This is a genomic window from Micromonospora sp. B11E3, assembly GCF_039871625.1.
In the GTDB taxonomy this organism is placed as follows: Bacteria; Actinomycetota; Actinomycetes; order Mycobacteriales; family Micromonosporaceae; genus Micromonospora.
In genome coordinates, this window is the sequence record NZ_JBDPMC010000138.1 from 1 (window position 1) to 8015 (window position 8015).

At 71.2% G+C, this 8015-nt stretch carries 6 protein-coding genes; 1 reads left to right on the top strand and 5 read right to left on the bottom strand.

Annotated features, from left to right (window positions below):
• Positions 1-303 precede the first annotated feature (303 nt).
• Both aceB and aceA read right to left on the bottom strand, forming a co-directional pair.
• Positions 304-1914 (bottom strand): malate synthase A, encoded by a 1611-nt coding sequence (aceB, locus tag ABGB16_RS32475; RefSeq protein WP_347671891.1) that lies wholly within the window; start codon positions 1912-1914, stop codon positions 304-306.
• The gene (aceA, locus tag ABGB16_RS32480) at positions 1911-3182 is read right to left on the bottom strand and encodes an isocitrate lyase (protein WP_347671892.1); all 1272 of its coding nucleotides are present in this window, start codon (positions 3180-3182) and stop codon (positions 1911-1913) included. The genes aceB and aceA overlap by 4 nt, the downstream gene beginning before the upstream one ends.
• A gap of 198 nt (positions 3183-3380) precedes the next feature.
• On the opposite strand from aceA, the gene ABGB16_RS32485 reads away from it, so the two are divergent.
• On the top strand, positions 3381-4808 hold the full coding sequence (locus ABGB16_RS32485; protein ID WP_347671893.1) for a short-chain fatty acyl-CoA regulator family protein: 1428 nt from the start codon (positions 3381-3383) through the stop codon (positions 4806-4808).
• Positions 4809-4857: 49 nt separating this feature from the next.
• Here the strand turns inward: ABGB16_RS32485 and ABGB16_RS32490 are convergent, their stop codons facing one another.
• The 3 genes from ABGB16_RS32490 to ABGB16_RS32500 are packed head-to-tail and all read right to left on the bottom strand — an operon-like array spanning position 4858 to position 7850.
• Complete coding sequence (locus tag ABGB16_RS32490) at positions 4858-5793, bottom strand: LysR family transcriptional regulator (RefSeq protein WP_347671894.1); 936 nt, start codon at positions 5791-5793, stop codon at positions 4858-4860.
• A 9-nt stretch (positions 5794-5802) separates the two neighbouring features.
• Complete coding sequence (gene fdhD, locus ABGB16_RS32495; RefSeq protein ID WP_347671895.1) at positions 5803-6708, bottom strand: formate dehydrogenase accessory sulfurtransferase FdhD; 906 nt, start codon at positions 6706-6708, stop codon at positions 5803-5805.
• Positions 6708-7850, bottom strand: coding sequence for a molybdopterin molybdotransferase MoeA (locus ABGB16_RS32500; RefSeq protein WP_347671896.1), 1143 nt, complete (start codon positions 7848-7850; stop codon positions 6708-6710). Before ABGB16_RS32500 ends, fdhD begins: the two co-directional genes overlap by 1 nt.
• Positions 7851-8015: the final 165 nt, after the last annotated feature.

Sequence of the window (8015 nt, forward strand, 5' to 3'; positions counted from 1 at the left end):
ACGCGGCCGGGCTTGGTCGTGTACGGACGTGGAGCCCGGCACCTGTGGGCTGCGAAGCGTCAACCACCCGGCGTGCCGCATGAGCGCCGCCAGGAATCTGCCCTCTTCAGGGGGCAGAGGAAGTCAAATCTGCGGCAGGGACACCGGCGGAGCAGCTCCGTTCCTCGTACCGGACGGTCGACGTCCCAATGTGGCGCGTCCGGTTCACCTCGGGCCCTGGAGGGACTCCAGCGACGACGCACAGGCGGGAGCCGGGAAGGCCTCAGGGGTCCTTCCCAGCTCCCAGCACGCCGCCATCCGCAGTCAGACAACCGGCGCGTCGGACTTTCGGTCCGGACCGAGGTGGCGGGCGTACGCGCCGCTGGTGAAGAACGCCGGCAAGTCCTCACCGAATGCGGTTTCCTCGACGATCTGCGCGGCCCGCTCGGCACGGTCCCGGTCGTGGCCTTCGCGTCCTGCGGCCAGGGCGGCAAGTTCCTCCGCGAGGATCGACCGGACCAGTTCCTCTGTGACGCAACCGCCTCCGGCCAGCGGAGTGCCGTGGTACAGCCACTGCCAGACCTGGCAGCGGGCGATCTCGGCGGTCGCCGCGTCCTCCATCATGTTCCACAGTGCCACCGCGCCCACGCCGCCGAGCCAGGCGTCGATGTAGTGCAGCGCGACCGCGATGTTGAACCGGAGTCCCTCCGCGGTGACCTGGCCCGGGGTCTTGTCCACGGCCAGCAGGTCGGCGGCGGTGACGCTGACATCGTCGCGAAGTCGATCGAGCTGGTTCGGGCGGTCGCCCAGCACCGCGTCGAACTCCTCCCGGCAGGTCTCGACCAGGCCCGGGTGGGCAACCCACGAGCCGTCGAACCCGTCGCCGGCCTCCCGCCGCTTGTCCGCCCGCACCCGGTTGAGTGCGACCTGGTTGACCTGCGGGTCCCGGCTGGGGATGAAGGCGGCCATCCCGCCGATGGCGTGCGCCCCACGCCGGTGACAGGTACGCACGAGCAGTTCGGTGTAGGCGCGCATGAACGGCACCGTCATGGTGACGTCGGATCTGTCCGGCAGGGCGAAGTCCGGCCACTGCCCGAAGTTCTTGATCACGCTGAAGATGTAGTCCCACCGCCCGGCGTTCAGTCCCGCCGAGTGCTCGCGCAGCTCGTACAGGATCTCCTCCATCTCGAAGGCGGCGGTGATCGTCTCGATCAGCGTGGTGGCTCGGATGGTGCCGTGCGGCAGGCCGAGATACCGCTGCGCGAAGACGAAGATGTCATTCCAGAGCCGCGCCTCCCGGTGGCTCTCCAGCTTCGGCAGGTAGAAGTACGGTCCGGCGCCGGCATCGAGCTGCCTGCGAGCGCAGTGGAAGAGGTAGAGCCCGAAGTCGACGAGGCTGGCCGAGATCGGCCGCCCGTCCACCGCGATTCCCTTCTCCACGAGGTGCCAGCCACGCGGCCGGACCACGATGGTGGCCAGCTCGTCGCCGAGGGCGTACCGCCTGCCGCGTGGGTCGGTGAAGTCGATCCTCCGGTCGAGGGCGTCGATCAGGTTGAGCTGGCCGCTGATGACGTTGTGCCAGGTCGGCGCGGTGGCGTCCTCGAAGTCGGCGAGCCACACCTTCGCGCCGGAGTTGAGCGCGTTGACGGTCATCTTGCGGTCGGGCGGTCCGGTGATCTCGACCCGCCGGTCGATGAGGCCGGGCGCCGGCGGGGCCACCCGCCAGGTGGGGTCGGCGCGGATGTCGGCGGTCTCCGGAAGGAAGTCGGGCAGCTGGCCGGTGGCGTACCGGTCGCGGCGGGCCCGCCGGGTGTCGAGCAGGGCCACCCGGCTGGCGGCGAACTCGTCGTCCAGCCCGACCAGGAAGGCGAGCGCATCGGCGGTGAGAACCTCGCCGAACCGCTCGGCCATCGGGCCGATGACCTCGTACCTCATGCGAACTGCTCCTCCTCGGTCGAACCGCGCAGGGCGGTGGTCTCGGCGGCTGGGTTGAGCACCGTGCTGATCAGGTCGAAGTAGCCGGTGCCCACCTCGCGCTGGTGCTTGACGGCGGTGTAGCCGGTCGCCTCGGCGGCGAACTCCCGCTCCTGCAGCGCCACGTACGCGGACATTCCGTCACTGGCGTAGCCACGGGCCAGGTCGAACATCGAGTAGTTGAGGGCGTGGAAGCCGGCCAGGGTAATGAACTGGAACTTGTAGCCCATGTGGCCGAGCTCCCGCTGGAACTTGGCGATGGTCGCGTCGTCGAGGTGTTTGCGCCAGTTGAACGACGGCGAGCAGTTGTAGGCGAGCAGCTGGTCCGGGTACTGGTCCTTGATCGCCTCGGCGAAGCGACGGGCCACCTCCAGGTCCGGCCTGCTGGTCTCCATCCAGAGCAGGTCGGCGTGCGGGGCGTAGGCCAGGCCACGGGCGATGCACGGCTCGACCCCGTTACGCACCCGGTAGAAGCCCTCGGCGGTCCGCTCGCCGGTGACGAACGGCCGGTCCCGTTCGTCCACGTCGGTGGTGAGCAGCGTGGCAGCCTGCGCGTCGGTGCGGGCGATGACCACTGACGGCACGCCGGCGACGTCGGCGGCGAGCCGCGCCGCCTCGAGGGTGCGAATATGTTGGCCGGTGGGGATGAGCACCTTCCCGCCGAGGTGGCCGCACTTCTTCTCGGCGGCGAGCTGATCTTCCCAGTGCACCCCCGCCGCGCCCGCCGTGATCATCGCGGTCATCAGCTCGTAGGCGTTGAGCGGGCCGCCGAAACCGGCCTCCGCGTCGGCGACGATCGGCGCCAGCCAGTCGGTTCCCGCCGTCTCGCCCTCGGCGGTGGTGATCTGGGCGGCGCGCAACAGGGCGTTGTTGATCCGGCGCACCACCATGGGCACCGAGTTGGCCGGGTAGAGGCTCTGGTCGGGGTAGGTGTGCCCGGCGAGGTTGGCGTCCGCGGCCACCTGCCATCCGGAGAGGTAGATTGCCTTGAGGCCGGCCCGGACCATCTGCACGGCCTGGTTGCCCGTGAGCGCGCCCAGGGCGTGGATGTAGTCCTCGCTGTGCAGCAGGCGCCACAGCCGGTCCGCCCCGTGCCGGGCGAGGGTGTGCTCCTCCTGGATTGCCCCGCGCAGGCGCACCACGTCCTCCGCGCGGTAGCTGCGCCGCACCCCCCGCCAACGCGGATCGGTCTCCCACTCGGTACGCAACTGCTCAGCGGCGTTCTGCATGATGTTGTCCCCTCGGAAGTCGACGACGCCGGCATTCCGGACGTGCCCGCGGTGCGGGGTTGACCCGATGGCCGGTCCCGGCGTGCCGCCAACAGTCACATGGCGCCGACGGCGGGTCGAGGGACGGAACCGGCCAATTTCTGAGAATTTCCCGCGCCATCTTGCGAAGTTGTTAACGGGTATATTCGCATCCTGCCAATGCTGTCCGACCTGCCAACGACCAGCGGGGAGGTGATGGCGATCGCCAAGACCTTCGGCGGCGCCCGGCTGCGCCGGATGCGCGAGGACCGAGCGCTCAGCCAGGCGCACCTGGCGCGCCTGCTGAACATTTCGCCCAGCTACCTCAACCAGATCGAGCACGATGCGCGGCCGCTGACCGTCCCGGTGCTCATACGCATTACCGAGGTGTTCGGCGTCGATCCGACCACCTTCGCCCCCCGGGACACCCCGAGGCTGGTCGCCGGGTTGCGAGAGGCTCTCCCCGGTCGGACGGGCGTCGCCGATCTCACGGAACTCGCTACCCGGCTGCCTGAGGTCGCGGAGGCGGTCATCGACCTGCATCGCCGGTACCGGCAGGCGGACGAGCAGCTCGCCGAACTGCTGGGCAATCGCGACGCGATCGGCCACAGCCCCCACGACCAGGTGACCGAGTTCTTCTACCGCCGGCAGAACTACGTACCGGACCTGGACGAGGCGGCGGAGCGGCTGGCCGCAAGCATCGGACTCCGCCGTGGCGAGGTCGCAGCCGCACTGCAGGACCGGCTGGCCAAGCGGCACGACGTTCACGTGCGCCGCGACGACGCCAGTTCGCTGGGCGACGAACTGCACCGCTACCGTCCGCAGACCCGCACCCTGCACCTGTCGACGTCGCTGCGGGCCGGACAGGAGGCCATGCGGATGGCGGCGCAGATCGCGCTGCTGGAGTTCGCCGACGTGATCGACGAGATCGTGGAGGAGGAACAGTTCGACGAGACGCAGACCCAGATCCTCACCCGGGTCGGATTGGCGAACTACTTCGCCGCAGCGCTGATCCTGCCGTACGAGCAGTTCCTGTCGGCGGCAGAGCAGCGCCGGTACGACATCGACCTGCTCACCCAGCATTTCGCGATGGGCTGGGAGACCGTGTGCCACCGGCTCAGCACCCTGCAACGCCCCCGCGCGCGCGGCGTGCCGTTCTCCTTTGTCCGGGTGGACCGGGCTGGCAACATGTCCAAACGCCAGTCCGCCACCGGCTTCCCGTTCTCCAGGACGGGCGGCACCTGCCCGCTGTGGAACGTCTACGAGGCGTTCAGCTCGCCCGGCCAGGTGGTCGTGCAGGTCGCCACGATGCCCGACGGGCAACGCTACCTGTGGATTGCCCGCACCATCACCCGCCACCACGGCGGCTACAACCAGCCGGGGAAGGTCTACGCGATCGGCCTGGGCTGCGAGACCCGGCACGCCGACCGGCTGGTCTACTCTGCCGGGATGGACCTGCAGGCAGCGGGGGCCGCCACACCGATCGGCCCTGGCTGCAAGACCTGCGAGCGGATGACCTGCCCGCAGCGGGCCGCCCCACCGATCAGCCGCCGGCTCGACCTGGACGAGAACCGGAGCACCTTCATCCCGTATCCGTTGAAGGACTGAACCGAGCCTGTCGGGTTCCAAACCCTGTCACCTGATCTGAGCTGGGCTTCTACGCGGCGGACCGGCGAGTGTGCCGGTTGATCAGCCGCTCCAGTTCGGCTCGCATGTCCAGCGTCGTCGCGACGTCCAGCAGCGCCCTCGCCAGCATCGGTGGCGGCTCCCGGTCGGCCAGCACCAGCCCGACGTGGTGCGCGCGCTGGGGCCCGGCTATCGGAATCAACTGCATTCCGTCCGGAACACCGAAGGCGTGCAACCACGGCTGCGCGATCACCGTCGACCAGCGGTGGGTCGAGACGTGCGCATAGAGCACCGAGAGGGTGTCGGACTCCAGCTTCGGCAGAATCGTCACCCCGGCCTCGGCGAAGTGCTGGTTGAGGATGCGGCGGTTCTGCATGTTCGACGGAAGCAGGCACAGCGGCACCTCCGACAACTCGGCCCAGCCGATGCTGTCGCGCTCGGCGAAGGGGCCGCCCTCCGGCGTGAGCAGCAGATAGCGCTCTCGGTAGAGCGGCACGGTACGGACCGCGCCCAGGGGCTCACCGTCGATGTAAGTGATCCCGACGTCGAGCTCGAACGCCGCCAGTTGGCGCACGATCTGGCGCGACGACAGCGACTCCACCACGAGCCGCACCAGCGGGTGGCGGGCGGAGAACGGCTCGGTCAGCAGTGCCACCGCCGTCAGGGCGGTCGGGATCGCCCCGATCCGCAGTACCCCCGACAACGCCCCGCGCATCGCCGTCAGGTCATGGCACAGCGCGTCGCGCTCGGCGAGCATCCGACGCGCCGATGCGACGACCCGCTCGCCCTCCGGGGTGAAGCCCTCGAACCGGTGGCCCCGTCGAACGACCTGCACGCCGAGCTCGGTCTCCAGCTTGCGGATTCCCGCCGACAGGGCGGGCTGCGAGACGTGGCACACCTCGGCGGCGCGGGCGAAGTGCCGTACCCGCGCCAGCGCGTCGAGATACTCGAGATAGCGCAGCAGCATGGCCCCGGACTATCCCACCTTCTCCTGCCCTGCCAGCTCCCGGCCCCCGGCGCCCGGCGCCGCAGGCGGCTGCCGGGCCGACTCGGCCTGCTCCACCAGCACGCGCTCGGCGCCGGCGTAGACGTTCATGCTCGCTCCGCGCAGGAAGCCGACAAGCGTCAGACCCGACTCGACGGCCAGATCGACGGCCAGCGAGGACGGCGCGGAGACCGCGGCCAGCACCGGCACGCCCGCCATCACCGCCTTCTGCACCAGTTCGAAGGAGGCTCGCCCGGACACCATCAGCACGCACCCGCGCAGCGGGACCCGCCCGCCCAGCAGGGCCCAGCCCAGCACCTTGTCCACGGCGTTGTGCCGCCCGACGTCCTCCCGGACCACCAGCAGCTGCCCGTCGGCGGTGAACAGCGCCGCAGCGTGCAGCCCACCGGTGGTGTCGAAGACCTGCTGCCCTGCCCGCAGCGCAGCGGGCAGCCCGGCCAGCACCCGGGTGCTGATCCGCACCGGGTCCGCGGCGGGACGGAAACTGGAGGCCAGCCTCACCGCGTCCAGCGAGGCCTTGCCGCACACCCCGCAGGAGGACGTGGTGTAAAAGTTGCGCTCCACCCCCGGCTCGGGCGGCGCAACCCCGGCCGCGAGCGCGACGTCGAGCACGTTGTAGGTGTTGCGGCCCTCGTCGTCCCGGGACCCGCAGTAGCGGGCGGTGATCACATCGGCTGCGGCGCGGATGACGCCCTCGGTGAGCAGGAACCCGTGGGCCAGCTCGACGTCGTGTCCCGGCGTGCGCATCGTCACTGCTAGCGCGCGGGCGCCAACCCGCAGCTCGAAGGGCTCCTCGGCGGCGAGGCTGTCCGGGACGCGGTGGGCGCCAGCCGGGGTGATCCGCAGCACAGGCCTGCGGACCGACAACCTGCCCATCAGCACCCCCCGCCGGGCAGCGCGATCAGCCGTACTGGGCCCTCGCCCGGCCCGACGACCGCAATCGCGTCCGCACCGGCGGCGCCGCGCAGCATCGCGCTGCCGACGTGCGTCACCGGCTCCGCGACACCCGCGAGTACCCGGACCGGAATCAGCGTCGTGACGCCGGGACGCCGCGGCAGCCGGGGGCCGTGCGCGGTGCCCAGCGGGGGCGGCGCCTCCCCGCGCAGCCCGGCGAGCACCGGTACTGCCAGGGTCAGGAACGCGACGAGAGCGGCCAGCGGGTTGCCGGGCAGCCCGACGACCAGCGTCCCGTCCGGGAGCCTGGCCAACGACTGGGGATGACCCGGCCGGCAGGCCACGCCGTCGACCAGCAGCTCGGCGCCGAGCCGCTTGAGACACGGGCGCAGGTGGTCGGCCGGTCCGGCCGAAGACGAGCCCGAGACCAGCAGTACCTGGCCGCTGCCTGCCTCCAGCGCGACGGCCAGCGCCCTTTCTGAGTCCGGCAGCCGGGTGAGGCCGGCCGGCTGCCCGCCCGCCCATCCGATCAGCCCGGGCAACATCGGACCGATCGCGTCGCGCACCGCGCCCGGCCCCGGCAGCCCCCTGCTGCACAGCTCGTCGCCGGTGAGCAGCGCGCCGACCAACGGCCGCGGGTGCACCTCGAGCAGGTCGTTGCCGACTGCGGCGGCCAGCGCGGCCAGCTGGGGCGTGACCCGCGTGCCGACAGGGGCCAGCTGCTCCCCCCGCCGACACTCCTCGCCCGCCCGGCGCACGTGCCGGCCAGGCGGCGCAGTCGCCGCCGCGGTCACCGACTGCTCGTAACGACGGGCCTGCTCGTAGGGCAGCACCCCCTCGGTTCCCTCCGGAACCGGGGCGCCGGTGGCCACCTCACGGGCCTCGCCGGGCCGCAGCGCCGGCCCGGCGGTCTGGCCCGCACCGACCCGACCACGGATCGTCCACGGCGGCGCGCCCCGCACGGCGTAGCCGTCCATCGCCGACCGGTCGAACGACGGCAGGTCGATCAGGGCGAGCAGCGGCCGGGCCAGCGTCGTGCCGACCGCTGCCGCGGGGTCCAGCCGGTTGGGCGCCAGCGGCTCGGCCACCGAGTGGGCCAGCGCCCGTGCCTCATCCCAGTCCACCGTCTCCGTCACCTTTCAGTGCGTTCTAGTGAGCACATGGTTGGTAGTCCCGCCTTGCGGTGGGACGGTCCCGGTCTGACCGACTGGTGTCGTGCCGGGTTCACGCTTCATGGCCACCTGCCCGCGTACGCGGGTCTTCTGGTCGGCTCCACGTGCTGCCACCGG

Excerpts from the sequence above, each read along its gene's own strand:
- ABGB16_RS32490 (WP_347671894.1), bottom strand. The coding sequence starts at position 5,793 with ATGCTGCTGCGCTATCTCGAGTATCTCGACGCGCTGGCGCGGGTACGG.
- ABGB16_RS32485 (WP_347671893.1), top strand. The coding sequence starts at position 3,381 with ATGCTGTCCGACCTGCCAACGACCAGCGGGGAGGTGATGGCGATCGCC.
- aceB (WP_347671891.1), bottom strand. The coding sequence starts at position 1,914 with ATGAGGTACGAGGTCATCGGCCCGATGGCCGAGCGGTTCGGCGAGGTT.
- aceA (WP_347671892.1), bottom strand. The coding sequence starts at position 3,182 with ATGCAGAACGCCGCTGAGCAGTTGCGTACCGAGTGGGAGACCGATCCG.
- fdhD (WP_347671895.1), bottom strand. The coding sequence starts at position 6,708 with ATGGGCAGGTTGTCGGTCCGCAGGCCTGTGCTGCGGATCACCCCGGCT.